Origin of the sequence: Streptomyces chiangmaiensis (assembly GCF_036281785.1) — a bacterium.
Lineage (GTDB): Bacteria > Actinomycetota > Actinomycetes > Streptomycetales > Streptomycetaceae > Streptomyces > Streptomyces chiangmaiensis.
Map to the genome: position 1 here is coordinate 31722 of NZ_JAYWVC010000005.1, position 19217 is coordinate 50938.

Below are 19217 nucleotides of genomic sequence, written 5' to 3' on the forward strand. Positions count from 1 at the left end.
ACTGCTGCGACGCGCTGAGCGCGCGCTCAGCACCATGCTACTTGTGGGTAACCAAGCTGCCCAGTCCCGCAGGCCCAAGCGGTGAAGGTCACACCACCACGGGAGTCCTTCCGCTGCTACCCACACGACGGCGCGCCGATCTTGGCGTGTTCTCGACGCGGCCGTTCCGCTCCGGGGCCGAGGCGGCGCTCAGGCAGGCGGACCGGCCCGTGGCATGGAGAAGGGCCGCCCCGAGGGCGGCCCCGTCCCGTCGTTCCCGGTTGTCAGGGCTTCGCGGACAAAGCCGCCACCAGCACCGGGGTGACCTGCTCCACCTGCCACGGCCGCGCGCCGTGTCCGGCGAGCGCGGCCGCGACAGACTCGGCGTCGGCCGGTTTCGGCGGTTCCCAGCACACCCGCCGCACGGTGTCCGGGGAGACCAGATTCTCCTGCGGCATGTTCAGCTGCTCGGCGAGCGCCGAGACCGCCGCCCGCGCGGCGGTCAGCCGCGCCGCGGCCGCCGGGTCCTTGTCGGCCCACGCGCGCGGCGGGGGCGGCCCGGTCACCGGCTGGCTCGGCTGCGGCAACTCGGCCTCCGGCAGCCCCTTGGCGCGATCGACGGCGGCCTGCCACTGCTCCACCTGACGCCGTCCCATGCGGTGCCCGAATCCGTTGAGGGCGGCCAGGGCGTGCGCGTTCGGCGGCAGGGCCAGCGAGGCCTCGACGATCGCCGCGTCCGAGAGCACCTTGCCCGGCGAGACGTCCCGACGCTGCGCGATACGGTCCCTGGTCTGCCACAGCTCACGGACGACCGCCATCTGGCGGCGGCGGCGCACCTTGTGCATGCCGGACGTACGCCGCCAGGGGTCCTTGCGGGGCTCCGCGGGTGGCGCGGAGGCGATCGCCTCGAACTCCTGGTGGGCCCACTCGAGCTTGCCCTGCCGGTCCAGCTCCTTCTCCAGGGCGTCCCGCAGATCGACGAGCAGTTCGACGTCGAGGGCGGCGTAGCGCAGCCAGGGGTCGGGCAGGGGCCGCGTCGACCAGTCGACCGCGGAATGCCCCTTCTCCAGCACGAAGGCAAGCACGCTCTCGACCATGGCGCCGAGCCCGACCCGCGGGAACCCGGCGAGACGTCCGGCCAACTCGGTGTCGAACAGGAGCGTGGGGACCATGCCTATCTCGCGCAGACACGGAAGATCCTGGGTGGCGGCGTGCAGCACCCACTCGACACCGGAGAGCGCCTCACCCAGGGCCGACAGGTCGGGGCAGGCGACGGGGTCGATCAGCGCCGTGCCCGCGCCTTCGCGGCGCAACTGGACCAGGTAGGCGCGCTGGCCGTAGCGGTAGCCGGAGGCGCGTTCCGCGTCCACGGCCACGGGGCCGGAGCCGGCCCCGAAGGCGGCGACGGCCGCGGCGAGCGAGGCCTCGTCGGCGATCACGGGGGGGATGCCGTCCCGCGGCTCGAGCAAGGGGATCGGCGCCGCTTCGACATCGTCCGGAGGGGCGCCTCCGATGGTTCGCAGTGGGCTGTCTGCTGCGGTCTCTTGGGCCTCGGTCACCTGTCAAGGGTATCGGTGGATGGAGCACGCCCGTCGACGGAACGTTCCGTCGACGGGCGATGGAGGGTCGTGAACCAGTCATGTGTCACACGCGCGGGTGAGGGGTACCAACATCCTCCGCTTGACGTGGGGCGGCTGTCGCCGGTGCGGTGATCTCCCCGGACCCATGTCTGCGGCGGCACGGTGCGGACGGGGGTGAACAGCGGGAGCGGGGTCAGTGGATGATGCCGGTCCGTAGCGCGACCGCCACCATTCCGGCGCGGTCGCCGGTGCCGAGCTTGCGGGCGATGCGGGCGAGATGGCTCTTGACGGTCAGTGCGGACAGTCCCATCGAGACGCCGATCGCCTTGTTGGACTGGCCCTCGGCGACCAGGCGCAGCACCTCCACCTCGCGGCCGGACAGCTCGCGGTAGCCGCCCGGGTGGCTCGGGGCTCCCGGGGGGCGGCGGTGCAGGCGCGCGGCGGCGGCGCCGATGGGGGCGGCGCCGGGCCGAGTGGGGAGCCCGACGTTCGTGCGCGTGCCGGTGACGACATAGCCCTTCACCCCGCCCGCGAGGGCGTTGCGGACCGCGCCGATGTCGTCGGCGGCGGACAGGGCGAGACCGTTGGGCCAGCCTGCAGCGCGGGTCTCCGACAGGAGGGTGAGGCCGGAGCCGTCGGGGAGGTGTACGTCGGCGACGCAGATGTCGCGCGGATTGCCGATACGGGGGCGGGCCTCTGCGATGGACGACGCCTCGATGACGTCGCGCACCCCGAGCGCCCAGAGGTGGCGGGTGACGGTGGAACGGACGCGCGGGTCGGCCACGACGACCATGGCGGTCGGCTTGTTCGGGCGGTAGGCGACCAGGCTTGCGGGCTGCTCGAGGAGAACGGACACCAGGCCTCCTGGGGGTGCGGGACGGGGCCGGCTCTGGGGATGAAGCCGGGACGAACCGTGCTTTCAAGGTCACAGTCGTCTTCGGCATCAAACTCGTGCTCCTTTAGAGAATGATCACGATTTGGTGAGTAACAATCGGTGCAATTCGGACGCGCGCGCGATCACCCGAAGATCGAATCGGTTCGCTCTGTTGTCCATACGGGGCCGAAAGTGGCCGTATCGACAAAGAGATGACAAGAAACCGTCGGCGGAGGTGTGACGAGGTAATGCCCTGACGAGGGCCGTGCCCCAGGTTCATGTGGGGCACGGCCCTCGTCAGGACACGGCCGATGAGGTCCGTCAGCGCGAGTCCGGCCCCCGCCGTTGTGGCAGGGTCACCACCGAGGAGTCGCCCGGGCCCGCCGGGGGCAGGCCCGCGATCTGCGCGAGCAGGTCGCACCAGGAGGCCAGATGGGCGGCGGTGTCCGGGACGCCGCCCAGGCCCTCGCGGGGGGTCCAGGAAGCGCGGATCTCGATCTGGGAGGCGGCGGGGCGGGCGGCCAGCCCGCCGAAGTAGTGCGAGCTTGCGCGCGTGACGGTGCCGCTGGGCTCGCCGTAGGCCAGCCCGCGGGCCTGCAGCGCGTCGGTCAGCCAGGACCAGCACACCTCGGGCAGCAGCGGGTCGGCCGCCATCTCGGGTTCGAGCTCGGCGCGCACCAACGTCACCAGGCGGAAGGAGCCCTGCCAGGCCTCGTGCCCCGCCGGGTCGTGCAGCAGGACCAGGCGCCCGTCGGCCAGGTCCTCGCCCTCCTGGACGACCGCGGCCTCCAGGGCGTAGGTGTACGGGGCGAGTCGCTGCGGAGGACGCGTCGGCTCGATCTCGATCTCCGGCCGCAGCCGCGCGCCCTCCAGTGCGTCGACCGCGGCGCGGAACGGCGGCGTAGCCGCCTCCATCGCATCGCCGTCCCCCTCGTCCGCGTCGTCCATTCCGCCAGCGCCGTCCGTCAGTGGTTCCTGAGCCGCAGCCATGCGGGGAAGAGTAAGGGGAGGAAAGCGCGTTCGCAGGGAGAGACACCCGTCCCGCCGGTGGTTGGCCGGGAACGGCGAGATGTCGTTTCGGTGGGGGCCCCGTGCCCCGTCCGGGCGATGCCCGTGCCGCCCCGCGAGCGGGCCCGGGAGCGCCGTCGCCCCCGGGCCCGGCCGTCCCGGCGGCGTGCGAGACTTCTTGGCGTGAGTGCCAACGACCGCCCCGTGACGGGCCAGCCGACAGCGACGTACGATTCCGCCTTCCTCAAGGCGTGCAGGCGCGAGTCCGTTCCGCACACACCGGTGTGGTTCATGCGGCAGGCCGGGCGCTCCCTGCCCGAGTACCGCAAGGTGCGCGAGGGCGTCCCCATGCTCGAGTCCTGCATGCGGCCCGAGCTGGTCACCGAGATCACGCTCCAGCCCGTCCGCCGGCACGGCGTGGACGCGGCGATCTATTTCAGCGACATCGTGGTGCCCCTCAAGGCCATCGGCGTCGATCTCGACATCAAGCCCGGCGTCGGGCCGGTCGTCGGGCACCCGATCCGCACCCGGGCCGACCTCGCGCAGCTGCGGGATCTCACCCCCGAGGACGTCTCCTACGTCACGGAGGCCATCGGGATGCTCACCGCCGAACTGGGCGGGACCCCGCTCATCGGTTTCGCGGGTGCGCCCTTCACTCTCGCCAGCTACCTCATCGAGGGCGGCCCGTCCCGTACGTACGAGAACACCAAGGCGCTCATGTACGGCGACGTGCAGCTGTGGGCCGATCTGCTGGACCGGCTCGCGGACATCACGGCCGCCTTCCTGAAGGTCCAGATCGAAGCGGGCGCCTCCGCGATCCAGCTCTTCGACTCCTGGGCGGGTGCCCTCGCCCCCGCCGACTACCGCCGCTCGGTGCTGCCCGCCTCGGCCAAGGTGTTCGGGGCCGTCGAGGAGTACGGTGTCCCGCGCATCCACTTCGGCGTCGGCACCGGCGAGCTGCTCGGTCCGATGGGCGAGGCGGGTGCGGACGTCGTCGGCGTCGACTGGCGCGTCCCGCTCGACGAGGCGGCCCGCCGCGTCGGCCCGGGGAAGGCCCTCCAGGGCAATCTCGACCCGGCGATCCTCTTCGCACCGAGGGAGGCGGTCGAGGCCAAGACCCGCGAGGTGCTCGACGCCGCCGCGCGTCTCGAGGGTCATGTCTTCAACCTCGGGCACGGGGTCATGCCGTCCACCGACCCGGACGCCCTGACCCGGCTCGTGGAGTACGTCCACACGCGGACGGCCCGCTGACCGCTGCCTCTGCATCCGGCGGCCCGGTCCACTCGTCCCGGAGCGGATTCCGGCGCCCCGGCTGCTACCGCCCGCGCGGTGCCGCCGCGTCGACGGCGGCGACGGGGTGACGGTCGCTCAGCTCGGCGCGACTGCCGTCCACCGTGTGCTTCCGCGCCTTCGTCCGCGCTCGGACGAGGGCGGGGACGGTGGTCCGATCGTCCGGTCCGGGGCCCGAGGTGCTGTCAACTTCACGTGTCCCGGGGCCGATGTCCCGGTCGGAGCCGGCGGCCGGGTCCGGCCGGTCTCACCATCCCGGACGTGCTCGCCTGCCGAACAGCAGGCCGCGTGGCTCGGGCGGTGGCGGGGTGCCGGGGCGCAGGGGCCAGGCGATCAGCATGCCGACCAGGAAGCCGACCACGTGTGCCGCGTATGCCACGGTGCCCGCGCTGGAGACGCCCTGGCCGGAGGAGTACACCGCTTGGAGGGCGAACCAGAAGCCCAGCACGATCCAGGCGGGCAACCGCAGCGGCAGAAAGATCAGGAACGGTACGAGGACCCATACGCGGGCCCTCGGATACAGGACCAGATAGGCCCCGAGGACTCCGGCGATCGCCCCGGAGGCTCCGATCAGCGGATCGCCCGAGTCGGAGTTCGCGAGGGCGAAACCGTAGGAGGCCGCGTACCCGCACACGAAGTAGAAGAGCGTGAAGCGGATGTGGCCCATCCGGTCCTCGATGTTGTTGCCGAAGATCAGCAGGAACAGCATGTTGCCCAGCAGGTGCAGCCAGCTGCCGTGCAGGAACATCGCCGTGAAGACGGACGCCGGCGGTGACTTGTCGTAGTCCGGCGGGGCCACCACACAGCCCGGGCCGTGCGGGCCCACGCCGACCGCGCCCGTGGGGACGAGGCGCGGCAGCTGATCGTGGATCAGTTCCCGGGGCACCGCGGCGTAGTGATCGAGGAACGCCTGGAGATGGCACAGCTGCGCCAGATCACTCTGTCCCGCCACCGAGCCCGCTATCCCGGGGGTGAACAGGAAGACGACGAAGTTGGCCGCGATCAGCGCGTACGTCACATACGGCGTACGGCGCACCGGGTTTACGTCATGGACGGGGATGACCACAAGGAAGTAGTGCCCTGGATGGGCCGGGCGAATCAGTGAACGTGGCCGTCCGCCTGTGCGTATCTCTCCTCAACCGGTTGCCGTCACCCTCCGCGCCTCGATGTCGTCGCCTCCTCCGCGGCCGCCCGCCGAGCAGGCCCGGCGGGCCATCGAGAGGATCGACGGACAGCACGAGACGGTGGAGGCCGTCCGCTGCGTGAGCCGTGGGGGCCGGTGACATGCGGGTGGTCCCCACGGCTGTCGGCGGGCGCGGCGGCGCCGCTGAAGGCCACGGCGCCGTGCGCCGAGACGCCGTAAGTCAGCCGGCGGCGTCCTTCCGTACCGCAGCGGTCGCCTTCCGGGCGGCCACCAGGACCGGATCCCACACCGGTGAGAAGGGAGGTGCATAGCCCAGGTCCAGGGCCGTCATCTCCTCGACCGTCATACGTGCGGTCAGCGCGACCGCCGCGATGTCGACCCGCTTGGCCGCGCCCTCCCGGCCGACGATCTGGACGACGAGCAACCGGCCCGTGCGGCGTTCGGCGAGCATCTTCACTGTCATCGGCGCGGCGTTCGGGTAGTAGCCCGCGCGGCTGGTCGACTCGATGGTGACCGTCACATACTGGAGCCCGGCCCGTCGCGCGTCCTTCTCGCGCAGACCGGTGCGGGCGATCTCCAGATCGCAGACCTTGCTCACGGCGGTGCCGACGACGCCCGGGAACGTGGCATAACCCCCGCCCACGTTGGTGCCGATGACCTGGCCGTGCTTGTTGGCGTGCGTGCCCAGGGCGATGTGCCGCTCCCGCCCGGCAACCAGGTCCATGACCTCGACGCAGTCGCCGCCGGCCCAGATGTTCTCGTGACCGCGCACCCGCATCGAGAGGTCCGTGAGCAGTCCGCCGTGCTCGCCGAGCGGCAGCCCGGCGGCCCGTGCGAGCGCGGTCTCGGGGCGCACGCCGATGCCGAGGACCACCACGTCCGCCGGGTACTCGGCGGCCTCCGTGCCCACGGCCCGGACCCGGCCGTCGTCGCCGGTGAGGATCTTGGTGACCTCCGCGTCGTTGACCATCCTGATCCCGAGGCCCTCCATGGCCTCGTGGACGAGCCGGCCCATGTCCGGGTCGAGCGTGGCCATCGGTTCCTTGCCGCGATTGACCACGGTGACCTCGTAGCCACGGTTGACCATCGCCTCGGCCACCTCCACGCCGATGTAGCCGGCGCCGACGACCACCGCCCGGCGTCCCCGCGTGGCGGCCAGCGTGTCGAGGAGCGCCTGGCCGTCGTCCAGGGTCTGCACGCCGTGCACCCCGGGGGCGTCGACGCCCGGCAGATCGGGGCGGATGGGCCGGGCACCGGTCGCGATCACGAGTCTGTCGTACGACGTCCATGCCTCGGTCCCGGAGTCGACGGCCCGCGTGAGTACCCGTCCGCCCGCCACGTCGATCTCCGTGACCTCCGTCCGCATCCGCAGGTCGATGCCCCGCGCCGCGTGCTCCTCGGGAGTTCGGGCGATCAGCTCGTCCCGTGCGGCGACGTCACCACCCACCCAGTACGGGATGCCGCACGCGGAGAACGAGGAGAAGTGACCGCGCTCGAACGCCACGATCTCCAGCTCGTCGGGCCCTTTGAGGCGGCGCGCCTGCGACGCGGCGGACATGCCCGCCGCGTCGCCGCCGATCACGACCAGGCGCTCTGCGGAACGGTTCGTACGACTCATGTTCATACGAACACGCTACGTGCGCGGGGAATGTCAGTCCTGCTCGCCCCGGCCCTGCTCCCGGGCGGGCTCGGGCGCCGTACGGGCCGCGGGGAACGCGCCCACCGGCGGTGCGGCGGTCGCGGACGCCGGACGGCGGGCAGACCGGGGGCGTACCAGCCGCAGCCACACCAGCACCAGCAACGCAGCGCACACCGCGAAGGGGAGCGCCGCCCCGATCGCCAGGGCGATCCACCGCAGCAGCGTGACGAACCAGTTCCACCCACCCGCCAGCGCGTCCATGAACCCGGGCCGGTCGTCCTTCGCCGCCTTCTGCACCGGCGTCTCGGACAGCGAGAGTGTGATGGTGGCCAGGCTGGTGCGGTCCTTCAGGGACGCCTGCCGGGCGAGCAGCGCCTCGAGGCCGGCCTCGCGCGAGCTCAATTCCCCTTCCAGGGCGACCACGTCGCTGAGCTTGGTCGCCCTGTCCATCAGTTCGCGTACCCGTGCCACGCTGACCCGCTGCGACCTGATGCGGCTCTCCACGTCGACGACCTGGTCGGTGACGTCCTCGGCCCGGGCGGTCCGGTCGAGCAGCTTGCCCGCGCCCTGGAGCGAGGCGAGGACCTCGTCGTACTTCTCGGTGGGTACGCGCAGGACGAGCCGGGTGCGCTCGCGGCCCTGGGCGTCGCGGCTGGTGTTCTCGTTGCCGACGAACCCGCCGGCGTTCACGACCGTCGTCCGCGCCTCGTCGAGCGCCTTGGGTACGTCCTTCACCTGCACGGTGAGGGACGCCGTACGGATGATGTCGTTCGTGGTGAGCGCGGGCGTGCTGCCAGGGCCCTTCGCGGCACCGCCCGGGGCGCTGCCGCCGCCCTTCGCGTCGGCGCCCACGGCGCTGTCGGCGGCCCCCTGCCGCTGGGCGCCCGCCGCGCCGGACTTGGCGTCGCCTTCACTGCTGTTCTTGTCGTTGGCGCCGCAGCCCGCGAGCGCGAGCGTGGCGGCGAGCAGGATCGTGGCCAGCACCTGGACCGGCCGTACGGAGCGTGGAGTGACCATGTGGTCCTACCCCCGAGGATTGTGGTGACGGATGCCTCTTGGACGCCGGGCCCGCACCGAACGTTGGCCGGATCCGGTCCCGATGCGGTCACGGTCGGGACTCGGCGAGGACACCCGTTGCCTGGGACCGGCCGCGGGACATACCGCTCCTCGGTCTCCGGGAACGGTTTGAGAGGCTGGGGCCATGAGCGCAACGCAGACCCGCTCGGGCGCGGGACACGTCGTCGTCATCGGAGGCGGGATCGCGGGGCTGGCCGCCGCCCACCGGCTGCTGGACCGGGAAAGGCACGTGACGGTCCTGGAGGCGGCGGACCGGGTCGGCGGCAAGCTGCTGCAGGGCGAGATCGCGGGCGTGCGGGTCGACCTCGGCGCCGAGTCCATGCTCGCGCGACGGCCCGAGGCGGTGGCGCTGGCCCGTGAGGTGGGACTCGCGGACCGTCTCCAGCCGCCGGCCACCTCGACGGCCTCGATCTGGACGCGTGGCTCCCTGCGGCCGATGCCGAAGGGCCACGTGATGGGCGTCCCCGGCGCCGCGTCCGCACTGTCCGGCGTCCTGTCGGACGAGGGCCTGCACCGCATCGGGCGGGACGCGGAGCTGCCGCGCACGGAGGTCGGCGACGATGTGGCGGTGGGGGAGTACGTGGCGGCGCGCCTCGGCCGTGAGGTCGTCGACCGTCTGGTGGAGCCGCTGCTGGGCGGGGTGTACGCGGGCGACGCGTACCGCATCTCCATGCGCTCGGCCGTCCCGCAGCTCTTCCACGCCGCCAGGGCCCACGCTTCGCTGACGGAGGCGGTCCGGGAGATCCAGGCGAAGGCGGGCGCGGCGCAGACGGGTCCGGTGTTCATGGGCATCGAGGGCGGCGTCGGCGGGCTCCCCCTCGCCGTGGCCGAGTCGGTGCGCGCCCGGGGCGGCGAGATCCACCTCAAGACCACGGTGGACGGACTGAACCGCACTCCCGGAGGATGGGAGGTTTTGGTCGAGGGCCACATCGTCGAGGCGGACGCGGTGGTCGTCGCCGCCCCCGCCGGGGAGGCCGCCCGCCTGCTGCGCACCGCCTGTGCGGACGCCGCCGCGGAACTGGACACCGTCGAGTACGCCTCCATGGCCCTCGTCACCCTCGCCTACCGCCGCGCCGACATCGCCCTTCCCGAGGGCAGCGGCTTTCTCGTGCCGCCGGTCGACGGGCGGACGATCAAGGCGTCGACCTTCGCCTCCCAGAAGTGGGGCTGGATCGCTGACGAGGACCCGGACGTCGTGGTCCTGAGGACGTCCGTCGGCCGCTGCGGCGAGACGGAGATCCTCCAGCGCGAGGACCCCGATCTCGTGACGCTCTCGCGGCACGACCTGCGCGAGGCGACCGGCGTGGACGCCCTTCCGGTGCAGACCCGCGTCACCCGCTGGACCGACGGTCTGCCGCAGTACCCCGTCGGCCACCACGCGCGCGTGGCCCGCATCCGCGAGCACGTGGCCAAGCTTCCGGGGCTGGTGGTGTGCGGCGCGGCCTACGACGGCGTCGGCATCCCGGCGTGCATCGCGAGCGCGTACGCCGCGGTCGACCAGCTCGGCGGTGACCTGCGCGGGGTCGAGGAGCTCACCGCCAACCCGGTGCAGAGTCTGCACGGTGAAGCGGGAGAATAGGAACATGAGTGACGACGCACCCACCATCGAGGCCGGCCGGATTCCGAACAAGGGCAAGCTGGCCAAGGACCTCAACGAGGTCATCCGCTACACCCTGTGGTCGGTCTTCAAGCTGAAGGACGTGCTGCCCGAGGACCGCGCCGGTTACGCCGACGAGGTCCAGGAGCTGTTCGACCAGCTCGCCGCCAAGGACGTGGCCGTCCGCGGCACCTACGACCTCTCCGGAATGCGCGCCGACGCCGACCTGATGATCTGGTGGCACGCGGAGAGCAGCGACCAGCTCCAGGAGGCGTACAACCTCTTCCGCCGCACGAAGCTGGGCCGCGCGATGGAGCCGGTCTGGTCGAACATGGCGCTGCACCGCCCCGCCGAGTTCAACCGCTCGCACATCCCGGCGTTCCTCGCCGACGAGACGCCGCGCAACTACGTCAGCGTCTACCCCTTCGTGCGCTCCTACGACTGGTACCTGCTGCCCGACGAGGACCGCCGCCGCATGCTCGCCGACCACGGCAAGATGGCCCGCGGCTACCCGGACGTGCGCGCCAACACGGTCCCCTCGTTCTCGCTCGGCGACTACGAGTGGGTCCTGGCCTTCGAGGCCGACGAGCTGTACCGCATCGTCGACCTCATGCGCCACCTGCGCGGCTCGGAGGCCCGCATGCACGTCCGCGAGGAGATCCCGTTCTTCACGGGCCGCCGGAAGTCGGTCGCCGAACTGGTCGAGGGCCTCGCCTGATCGCTCGGGGCACCCCTGGTGTCCGGCGCCCCGTCACGGCGGGAGGCTGGACACCGCCGGCGGCAGTGTGTACATCGGCGTCGGCGTCACCGGGACGGGTGTGCCGGGATCGTCCGTGGGGCCCGGCGGGGCCGGGGAAGGGACGAGCGGGGGTGGGCTCGCGGTCGCCGCGTCCTCGGCGAGCGCGTCGAAGTCGACGTAACCCGTGGCCTCCAGGACCTTGATGTGGTCGAGGACCGTGGTGTTCGCGTCGTCGGCGAGGGCGCGTACGAGTGAGTTGCGGGTGGTGGCGCGCACCTGGGCGACGACGGCGAAGACCTTGCCGTGGGCCCTGCGCAGAAGGTTGGCGAAGTCGCGGTCGTACTCCTGGCCCTGGGCCGCGTCCAGGGTGGCCAGCCACTGGCGCTGCTGCGCATTCGGCTGGTTGGGCAGGGCGAGGCCGAGGCGCGTGGCGACGTCGCGGACGCGGGCGTCCAGGAAGGTGTGGCCGGTGACGAGGTGCTCGCCCGCGGTGCGCACCGCCTGGGTGGTGCTTTTCTGTTGGGCCTGCTGTCCCGCCGGCAGCTCCCACAGCCCGGCCAGCCGGACCTTGGTGACGAAGTCCCGGTCCAGCGCGGACAGTGGGCCGTAGTTCGTCGGCACGGTCTGGGCGTTCAGGGTGTCCAGGCCGGTGCCGGAGCGGTCCGCGTAGGACCAGACCGGAAAAATCAGCGCGGCGAGGGTGCCCGCAAGCAAGGTGATGATGATCCCGGTGCCGCTGAGGAGTCTGCGGCCTCGGACGGGTCTGGATCGCATGGTGCCTCCTGCTTGCGGCACCGCACGCTCGTGCGCATTGGGTGCGGGTTGGCATATTACTGTGCCGTATCCGTCAACTGACGTACGCAGGCGTCCCATTGGAAAGCGGGCATCACTGCTCGAACATGGCATGCAGAGTGATGTCCTTCTCCGGCGAGACGGGGGCAAACCAGCTCTTTCGCCTCTCCTGTGTGCCTCCGTGTCAACCGCGGCACATTCCGCCGGGCGGCCACCGGAGCCCGCCCGAGTGATACAGGGCGGGCTGTGCTCAGTGCCGCAGCAGGACCCGGCGCGTGGCCCGGGCCAGCCGGGCCGTGGTACGCCGGGAGGGTGGCGTGGGCCCCGAGCGCTCCAGCCACCAGGCGCGCAGCCGGCGCCTCTGCTCGGCGTTCTCCGGCCGGTCCGCGCTCAGCAGATGCTCGGCGAAGTCGAGGGCGTCGCGCCGGTAGCCTCCGGTCATCGGACGGTGGTGGGCGTAGGCGAGGAAGGCGGGCCGATAGTCCGCCCCGAGGATCTCGGGCAGCTCGGGTGCGACCTTCGCCACGACGCCGGCCCGCTTGCCGGCCAGGGCACGCGCCTGCACCCCGAGGCGCACCCGGTCGAACCCCTCCGGCACGGGCGTGCCGGCGACGAGCGAGGAGAGCAGTGCGGCCTGCGCGAGTGCGAGGCGCTGACGTCCGGCGCCGGTGTCACCGCCGCCGGAACCCCGCGCCGCCGATGAGGTGGTCGTCCGCTCGGGCAGGCCGGCCGTCCCCGGGGTGGCGCGGTGGCCCGACGCGTCCGTCCATCGCGGGTTCGTTGTCCGGGGTGTGGCGGGCGGCTGCGCCGCCTTCTCCACCGTCTCCCGAATGGCGGTCAGCTCCCTCTCCAGCTCGGCCGGTTCGGGGAAGTTCTCGTCGCGCTCCAGCAGGACGCCGGGCGGGGTGGCGCGGGACGCGAGGTCGGCGAGGATGTCGAGGACCGGCTGCGGCACCGGGTGGGCGTGGCTGTCGTGCCAGACGCCGTCGCGTGCGAAGCCGCCCGCCACATGCACATACGCGATGGCCTCGACGGGCAGCTCGTCCAGGGCCATGGCCGGGTCCTCGCCCCGGTTGACGTGGTTGGTGTGGAGGTTCGCGACGTCGATCAGCAGCCGTACCCCGGTGCGGTCGACCAGCTCGTACAGGAACTGGCCCTCGGTCATCTCCTCGGCCGGCCAGGAGATCATCGCCGCGATGTTCTCCAGGGCGAGCGGCACGGGCAGGGCGTCCTGGGCGATGCGTATGTTCTCGCACAGGACGCCCAGCGCGTCGCGTGTGCGCGGGACCGGGAGCAGATGGCCCGCCTCCAGCAGGCGGGAGGCCGTCAGCGGCCCGCCGGCCCTCACGAACGCGATGTGCTCCGTGACCAGCGGCGTGTCCAGCGCCGTGGCGCGCTCGGCGAGGTCGGCCAGGCGGGCCTCGTCGGGGCGGTCCGCGCCGCCGAGCCCGAGGGAGACGCCGTGCGGGACGACGGTGACGCCTCGCTCGCGCAGGCGCAGCAGCGACTCGGGGAGGTGCCCGGGGCACACGTTCTCGGCCACGGCTTCGACCCAGTCGATGCCCGTCATGCGCTCCACGGCGTCGGCGATCTCCGGCCGCCACCCGATGCCCGTTCCCAGTCGCCGCATGGTCCGCTCCTCCACCCTGGTCCACCGGCCGCGTCCTGCGGGCGCGGCCGCCCCGGCCGTGCCTCCGCGCCCCGTCGACGCACCACCGCTGCCGGTGTGACGGAGTCATGACCCCGGCCTTCGGAACCGAACCCCTGCCGCGGGACGTTCAGAGCAACATTTGAGGTTCGGTCGGACCCCGGCCCGGCTCCCGCACTACTGCAGCACCTGCTCCGACTCCACCGGATCCGGCCGGGCGGTGTCGACGGTGCGCGGTTCGCCCGGGGACGGCCGGGAGCCGGTCGTCGAGGAGACCACCGTCCGCGAGGCGGAGTTCGACCCGAACGGCCGAGCCGACGGGCCCGACTTCCAGGAATGCCTTGGTGGAGGCCGTCCGTCACCCTGCCCGGTCCGAGGGCACACGGCCACCGCTGCGCCGGTCGTGGCCCAGTAACGAGGAGCAGGAGATGAGCCGATCCCGCCGCCGCGGCCGCTACCGCCTGCGCGGTGCCGTCGCCCTCGTGGTGGCCGTCCTCGAGGCGGCCTTCACCGTGCCGCAGGCGAACGCCCGGACGCCGTCCGAGGATGCCTGTCACACCACTGGCGACGTGATGCCGCGCGGCGACTGCGGCTCCTTCCACCAGGTCTTCGCCGAGAACTTCAACGGGGACGTGGTGCCGCTCGGCTCCTTCAGCGACTGCGACCACAACGCCGACACGCGGAGCGCCTACTGCGGCGGCCTCACCGGCTCCTACCGCGACGACTGGTGGGCCTACCCCCGTGGCTGGTACGACACCGCCAACCCGCGCAACCACTCCAACGGCAACGATCGCGTGCTCGGGGGCGAGTACCGGGCCGACGACACGGTGTGGGTGAGCCCCGCCGCGAACGGCGACGGCCGTATGCACATCCGCATGTACCGTCCGGCGTCGGGGGGCGACCTCCACGTCGCGGCCGTGGTGCCGCGGACGGTGATGCGGCAGACGTACGGGAAGTACAGCGCCCGGGTGCGGGTCGTGAAGGCCGTGCCCGGTTACAAGAGCGCCTGGCTCTTCTACGACGGCGGTTGCGAGATGGACATGTACGAGCAGTCCTGGGTGGACACCGTCCACTTCTTCCACCACCCGTGCGATGGACGCCCCCAGGGCTACGCCGACACCGGCAGGCCCTTCACCGAGTGGCACACGGTCACCATGGAGTGGACACCCGGCCTCGCCCGCTACTACCTGGACGGCCGTCTCCACCTCAGCGACCGCCGCGGCGTCGCCGCGCGGCCGCTGAGCTGGATCCTCCAGAACGAAAGCGCTCTGTACGGGGCGTACGCCACGCCGGGTTCATGGGCGCAGATGGACATCACGTGGGTGACCGCCTACACCTACACGGGCGCGAGGCCCGGCTGACGGCGCGCTTTCGCGAACGCGGGACGTCGGCCCGCCGCTTGGGACGTCAGGAACCGGCGGCGCCGAAGGCGGTGGCCCGGACGGTGTTGCCGCAGAGCGCGAAGTCGCCGCCGTCATCGGGGGCCAGCTGCTGCCACCCGCCCGCGACACCCACCACGATCGTGGGCGCGACCGAGGGCTCGACACCGGAGGCGCAGTATCCGCCCGCCTCGCCGAGTACCGGCGTGAAGGTGAGCTGCGTGGACGCCCGGCCGCCGACCGCGAGTTGCACCGGCGTCGCCGTGCCCTGGGCCATGACACCGAGGGGTTTGTTCTTCTGCGGCGAGCCGAGACCCGCAAGGGCCACCGTGGGGAAGCCCTTCAGCATGCACGGCTCGGGACCCTCGTTGACGACCGTGACCTTGACCTGCACGGACCCAATCCGGTGCGCGCTGTTCGCGACGAGTTGGCTGTGGGTGCAGGGAGCGGGCGGAGCCTTCCGGAATGCGGCCGCCTCCGCCGCTGCCGCCGACCCGGCGCCCACCGTCAGGCCTCCGGTCATGGCACCCGCGAGCAGCATGGACGAGAGGGCGGTCACGCCGATTCTCGTGGTGCGTTTCATGGGATGTCCTTCCGCGGTCTACGGGATGCTGCGAAACCCTGGCGGCCCGGACCCGTGACGAGGCGGAACGCCGCAGTCACACGGTCACCACCAGCCCCACCCTTCCCAGGCTCGCATCAACCCCCGACCTCGGCCAGCCGGAGCGTCGACCCCGTCAGGGCCTGGGCCGAGCTTCGGAGCCACCCGAGCAGAGCGGGCATCCGCGCCGCTCGTCAGCTGTGGCGCAGTGCCGGATGGTCCGCGACCACGGTGCAGCTGCCCGGGGCGATCTCCGTGAAACCGGCGTCCCTCACCAACGGCAGGCCCGACGCGGTGAGTTCGCCCCACCGGGACGGGTCCGCCGTGCGGACGGCGAGCGGGAAGCCCGCGTCGCGCCAGGATGCGCGCTCCTCGTCCGACAGGGCCCACCAGGCGAGCTGGGCGCCGTGTCCGGCTTGGGCCATCGCCTTGCCCGCCGACATCTCCAGGTCCGGGTTGAGCCAGAGTACGGGGGCCATGGGGTCGGCTTCGATCGGCGGCTCCGGGTCGTCGAGCTCCGTGCCGGAGACCTGCAGCCGGGCCAGGTCCTTGGGCCAGCCCTCCAGCGGGACGGGTGGGAAGACACGCACCTCCGCCGACTTGCCCGTGACCGTGATCCCCGGCAGTGCCTCGGCCCGGCGCCACTCCGCGCCGCGCGCCCGCCGCACCACCTTGCGGATGCGCGCGTCCTGCCAGTCCCGGATCGCCCGGGCCCATGCGCCCTCGCCCAGCGACCGCTCGTCACTCAGGATCACGAGCACGGCCCGCGCCGCCGTCTCCAGTGCGTCCGTACGCGCCGGGGGAGCGGCGCGCTCGACGCGCACGACGAGCGGCAGCACGTACTGTGGTGCCTCGTCGCGCGCGGTGCGTTCGGAGCGGAAGGGGCTGTCCTGGCCGGATCGGCCGGCCCGGTCCTCGTGCGGGGAGTCCGCCGATGTTGCGGGGGTCTGGTCACTGCTCACGGCGTCCAGTCTGCCAGGCGGAAGATCGGGTCCTCGCGGAGGCGGGAGGCGACCGTCTCACGGCCCGTACGGTCACCCGGAGCAGGCCGTGCGCTGTGCCTCCTGCCACTCGCAGACCGGGCAGAGCGTGATCCCCTTGTACGACTCCGGGTACTCCGTGGGCTCTCGGCACAGCACGCATTCGGCGAACGGAGGCCCGCCCTCCCCTGGCACCGCCGCCGTCTCCGTGTCGCAGTAGTCGCTCATGCGTCCAGCGTACGTGCGGTGCCCGCGGCTACGACCGCCCGCCGGAAGCCCCGATCAGCTCGGAGACCTTCACGAACCGGTAGCCCTGTCCGCGCAGCTCGGGCACCACGGCTCTGATCACCTGTTCGCCCACCGGCGCCGCGCTGCCCGTGCGGTGGACGACGACCACGGAACCGGGCCGGACCCCGTCCAGCACCTGCCGCACGGCCGCGTCCGCGTCCGTCGCGGACGCGGCCCCTGCGGCCACGTCCCACTGGACCGCGGTGACACCGAGCGAAGCGATCGCGCGCAACGCCCGGTCGTCGTAACAGCCGCCCGGGAAACGGAAGTACGGCATCGGACGGGGCACGCCCGCCTTGCGGATCGCCGTGAAGGCGCGCTCCGCATCGGAGCGGATCTTCTCCGCGGGCAGGACCGGCAGCCCGTGGCAGTGGCCGGCGAAGGAGGAATGGCTGTAGGAGTGGTTGGCGACCTCGAAGAGCGGGTCCCGGCCGATCGCCCGGGCTTCCCGAGGGTTTTCGTCGGCCCATCGGCCGGTCATGAACACGGTCGCCGGTACCTTTAGGCTCCGCAGCGCCTCGATCAGCCCGGGAATGTCGACATGTCCACCCGCCGCGCCCCGCGGTCCCTCATTCGCGTCCCTGTCCACGTCGAAGGTGAGGGCGACGACCTTTTCGCGTGTCGCGGCCCTGGTGAAGACCGGCGTCGGCCCCTCCGGCCCAGGAGCGAGGGCGGGTTGCCGTGCGGCCGAGGAGGGCGGGGCCGGGGGCGGCGCCGAGAGCGGCGCGGGACGCCGCGACGTGCCCGGGGCTCCGCAGGCGGCCAGCGCCGCACCGATGACGCACAGGGTGGCGATACGTCGGACGAGAAGGATCACCGTACGAACGTAGAGGGTCAAATGATCGGATAAGTAGATGTTCTGAGCGTGCCGGGTCGTAACGGGAACGAAGTCACCCGCCCGGCTGCCGCCTCGGCCCCTGCGGGCCGGAGTGCGCCGCCTCAGGCCCGCAGGGCACCTGCTCTTCGCCTCCGTTCCTCGACACAGGTCCGTGTCTGCGGCAGCGGGTCGGCGACATCGACGACCGTCGGCTTTCCCGGAGAGACTTCGTTTTTGCCGACCGCCGGTCGGTGTACTCGACGGTCTTCCGGTTTTGCCGACAGGTGGTTGGTGTACTCGACGGCCTTTCGGTCTCGCCGACGGAGCGACCGACGGTGTCCCCTACGGATACGCCGTGAGCCGTGCGACCGGCCGTGCTACCCGTCCCAGACGCCGGCGCTGCGGCGGGCGATGAGTTCTCCGACGCGGCGTAGTGCCTCCTCGGCGGGCTGTGGCTCCAGACGCAGGGCGTCGCGCAGACGGAGCGAGACCTGATGGACCGCGGCCTGCCGGGCGCCGATGACCGCCTGTCAGGGCACCAGGGGAGCTGCCAGGCCGCCGCCCTCATTCCCCCGGGCGGCCGGGCTCCCCCCGGGGGGGAGGGGCTCTACTGTTCGTGGGGCCGCGGTGAGCCCTGGGGGGTGTGGTGGGCCCACAGCTCGGGAGGGATCTCACGGTCAGGCAGGGGTGACGCCTCGGGCGCGGGCACCTGCTCGATGAGCCGGTCGGCCACCGACCGGGTTTCCCCCAAGGGCGCCGGTGCGGCTTCCTCCAACGGCTTCGCCGTCGTCTGCGGCGTGGGCGCCCCCGCCTCTTCGGACGGTGTCACCGCGGGCGTGGCCGAGGAGGACCGGGCCCCCTCGTGGCCCCCTGCTCCCTCCTGAGGCGCCGCCCGCTCCAGGAAGCGCAGCAGCTCCACCGGGAACGGCAGGACCAGCGTGGAGTTCTTCTCGGCCGCGACCGCCACCACGGTCTGCAGCAGCCGCAGCTGGAGCGCGGCGGGTTGCTCGGACATCACCCCGGCCGCCTGCGCCAGCTTCTTCGAGGCCTGCAGCTCCGCGTCCGCGTTGATGATGCGGGCACGGCGCTCGCGGTCCGCCTCCGCCTGGCGCGCCATCGACCGTTTCATCGTGTCGGGCAGGGACACGTCCTTGATCTCGACCCGGTCTATCTGCACACCCCAGCCGATGGCCGGGCTGTCGATCATCAGCTCGAGCCCCTGGTTGAGCTTCTCCCGGTTGGAGAGCAGGTCGTCCAGGTCGCTCTTGCCGATGATCGAGCGCAGCGACGTCTGTGCCATCTGTGAGACCGCGAACCGGTAGTCCTCGACCTGGATCAGCGCGTTCGCCGCGTCGACGACCTTGAAGTAGACGACGGCGTCCACACGTACGGTGACGTTGTCCCGCGTGATGCCCTCCTGCGCGGGGATGGGCAGCGTCACGATCTGCATGTTCACCTTGTGCATCCGGTCGACCCCCGGAACGATCAAGGTGAAGCCCGGCAGCCGGGGGGACCCGAGGAGCCGACCGAAGCGGAAGACCACGCCGCGCTCGTACTGCTTGATGATCCGCGCAGCCGCAGCGAGGCTCACGAGTCCGACGGCGCCCGCCGCCACCAAGGCACCCACCAGCTCCTGGATCATGACGACCTCCTTGTCGAGAGGTCCGGTATGTCTGCACTTGCCACCATAATTCCGCCCGAGCCCGCGAGGCGAGGGTCCGCCGGTGCGGACCGGGAGACCTGCGCATCGCGGTCGGGCCGAGCGGCTGCGCGCCGTCAGCGGCC

Annotated in this window: 18 protein-coding genes; 5 read left to right on the forward strand and 13 right to left on the reverse strand. The window is 72.2% G+C overall.

What is annotated here, in order from left to right:
• Window positions 1–263 precede the first annotated feature (263 nt).
• The 3 genes from VXC91_RS02990 to VXC91_RS03000 all read right to left on the reverse strand — a co-directional run bounded on the left by VXC91_RS02990 (window position 264) and on the right by VXC91_RS03000 (window position 3381).
• Window positions 264–1538: a ribonuclease D gene (locus tag VXC91_RS02990; RefSeq protein ID WP_329504855.1), complete on the reverse strand. Its 1275-nt coding sequence runs from the start codon at window positions 1536–1538 to the stop codon at window positions 264–266.
• Between the two features lie 214 nt (window positions 1539–1752).
• Window positions 1753–2415: a response regulator transcription factor gene (locus tag VXC91_RS02995; RefSeq protein ID WP_003993737.1), complete on the reverse strand. Its 663-nt coding sequence runs from the start codon at window positions 2413–2415 to the stop codon at window positions 1753–1755.
• A gap of 339 nt (window positions 2416–2754) precedes the next feature.
• The gene (locus tag VXC91_RS03000) at window positions 2755–3381 is read right to left on the reverse strand and encodes a DUF3000 domain-containing protein (RefSeq protein ID WP_408057324.1); all 627 of its coding nucleotides are present in this window, start codon (window positions 3379–3381) and stop codon (window positions 2755–2757) included.
• A 243-nt stretch (window positions 3382–3624) separates the two neighbouring features.
• On the opposite strand from VXC91_RS03000, the gene hemE reads away from it, so the two are divergent.
• Entirely contained in the window at window positions 3625–4692 is a 1068-nt protein-coding gene (gene hemE, locus VXC91_RS03005; RefSeq protein WP_329504859.1) for a uroporphyrinogen decarboxylase, read from the forward strand.
• A 286-nt stretch (window positions 4693–4978) separates the two neighbouring features.
• Here the strand turns inward: hemE and VXC91_RS03010 are convergent, their stop codons facing one another.
• The 3 genes from VXC91_RS03010 to VXC91_RS03020 all read right to left on the reverse strand — a co-directional run bounded on the left by VXC91_RS03010 (window position 4979) and on the right by VXC91_RS03020 (window position 8531).
• Window positions 4979–5797 (reverse strand): rhomboid family intramembrane serine protease, encoded by an 819-nt coding sequence (locus VXC91_RS03010; protein ID WP_329504861.1) that lies wholly within the window; start codon window positions 5795–5797, stop codon window positions 4979–4981.
• Between the two features lie 298 nt (window positions 5798–6095).
• On the reverse strand, window positions 6096–7499 hold the full coding sequence (locus VXC91_RS03015) for an FAD-dependent oxidoreductase (protein ID WP_329504863.1): 1404 nt from the start codon (window positions 7497–7499) through the stop codon (window positions 6096–6098).
• A gap of 27 nt (window positions 7500–7526) precedes the next feature.
• Window positions 7527–8531, reverse strand: a complete 1005-nt coding sequence (locus tag VXC91_RS03020; RefSeq protein WP_329504865.1) for a DUF4349 domain-containing protein — start codon at window positions 8529–8531, stop codon at window positions 7527–7529.
• Between the two features lie 184 nt (window positions 8532–8715).
• Between VXC91_RS03020 and hemG the strand changes: the two genes are divergently transcribed.
• Window positions 8716–10170, forward strand: a complete 1455-nt coding sequence (gene hemG / locus VXC91_RS03025) for a protoporphyrinogen oxidase (protein ID WP_329504867.1) — start codon at window positions 8716–8718, stop codon at window positions 10168–10170.
• A 4-nt stretch (window positions 10171–10174) separates the two neighbouring features.
• Window positions 10175–10906 (forward strand): hydrogen peroxide-dependent heme synthase, encoded by a 732-nt coding sequence (gene hemQ / locus VXC91_RS03030; RefSeq protein WP_329504869.1) that lies wholly within the window; start codon window positions 10175–10177, stop codon window positions 10904–10906.
• A gap of 33 nt (window positions 10907–10939) precedes the next feature.
• On the opposite strand, the gene VXC91_RS03035 is transcribed toward hemQ, so the two are convergent.
• Both VXC91_RS03035 and VXC91_RS03040 read right to left on the reverse strand, forming a co-directional pair.
• On the reverse strand, window positions 10940–11701 hold the full coding sequence (locus VXC91_RS03035) for a DUF4142 domain-containing protein (RefSeq protein ID WP_329504871.1): 762 nt from the start codon (window positions 11699–11701) through the stop codon (window positions 10940–10942).
• Window positions 11702–11969: 268 nt separating this feature from the next.
• Entirely contained in the window at window positions 11970–13349 is a 1380-nt protein-coding gene (locus VXC91_RS03040) for a DUF692 domain-containing protein (RefSeq protein WP_329504873.1), read from the reverse strand.
• A gap of 160 nt (window positions 13350–13509) precedes the next feature.
• Between VXC91_RS03040 and VXC91_RS03045 the strand changes: the two genes are divergently transcribed.
• Together VXC91_RS03045 and VXC91_RS03050 are read left to right on the forward strand one after the other, a co-directional pair.
• Window positions 13510–13782, forward strand: coding sequence for a hypothetical protein (locus tag VXC91_RS03045; protein ID WP_329504874.1), 273 nt, complete (start codon window positions 13510–13512; stop codon window positions 13780–13782).
• Between the two features lie 13 nt (window positions 13783–13795).
• Entirely contained in the window at window positions 13796–14728 is a 933-nt protein-coding gene (locus VXC91_RS03050) for a glycoside hydrolase family 16 protein (RefSeq protein WP_329504875.1), read from the forward strand.
• 46 nt (window positions 14729–14774) lie between these two features.
• Here the strand turns inward: VXC91_RS03050 and VXC91_RS03055 are convergent, their stop codons facing one another.
• The 5 genes from VXC91_RS03055 to VXC91_RS03075 all read right to left on the reverse strand — a co-directional run bounded on the left by VXC91_RS03055 (window position 14775) and on the right by VXC91_RS03075 (window position 19074).
• A complete protein-coding gene (locus tag VXC91_RS03055; RefSeq protein ID WP_329504877.1) occupies window positions 14775–15329 on the reverse strand; it encodes a DUF4232 domain-containing protein in 555 nt (184 codons plus the stop codon).
• Window positions 15330–15541: 212 nt separating this feature from the next.
• The gene (locus VXC91_RS03060; RefSeq protein WP_329504879.1) at window positions 15542–16309 is read right to left on the reverse strand and encodes an aminoacyl-tRNA hydrolase; all 768 of its coding nucleotides are present in this window, start codon (window positions 16307–16309) and stop codon (window positions 15542–15544) included.
• A 72-nt stretch (window positions 16310–16381) separates the two neighbouring features.
• On the reverse strand, window positions 16382–16555 hold the full coding sequence (locus tag VXC91_RS03065) for a hypothetical protein (RefSeq protein WP_329504881.1): 174 nt from the start codon (window positions 16553–16555) through the stop codon (window positions 16382–16384).
• Window positions 16556–16583: 28 nt separating this feature from the next.
• Window positions 16584–17432 (reverse strand): polysaccharide deacetylase family protein, encoded by an 849-nt coding sequence (locus VXC91_RS03070; protein WP_329504883.1) that lies wholly within the window; start codon window positions 17430–17432, stop codon window positions 16584–16586.
• A gap of 607 nt (window positions 17433–18039) precedes the next feature.
• Entirely contained in the window at window positions 18040–19074 is a 1035-nt protein-coding gene (locus VXC91_RS03075; RefSeq protein WP_329504885.1) for a slipin family protein, read from the reverse strand.
• Window positions 19075–19217 lie beyond the last annotated feature (143 nt).